The 239-nt window shown below is 52.3% G+C and carries 1 pseudogene; it reads left to right on the top strand.

The features are described 5' to 3' along the window. A pseudogene (locus tag H5058_RS18340) lies at positions 1–239 on the top strand (electron transport complex subunit RsxC); the annotation flags it as partial.

Here is a 239-nt window from a genome sequence, read left to right as displayed (position 1 = left end):
GTAGCCGCAGCCATAGCTCGCGCTAAAGCTAAAAAGGCCGCACAACTAGCAAACGCTGAAAGTACAACTGACGATGCACCGCAAAACGAGGCCCCCGTTGATGACAAAAAAGCTGCTGTAGCCGCAGCCATAGCTCGCGCTAAAGCTAAAAAGGCCGCACAACTAGCAAACGCTGAAAGTACAACTGACGATGCACCGCAAAACGAGGCCCCCGTTGATGACAAAAAAGCTGCTGTAGC

The sequence above is a fragment of the Pseudoalteromonas sp. SR45-4 genome, from assembly GCF_014163535.1.
Lineage (GTDB): Bacteria > Pseudomonadota > Gammaproteobacteria > Enterobacterales > Alteromonadaceae > Pseudoalteromonas > Pseudoalteromonas nigrifaciens.
The sequence above is the reverse complement of the archived record's forward strand: the minus strand, read 5'-3'. Positions and strand labels throughout refer to the sequence as shown.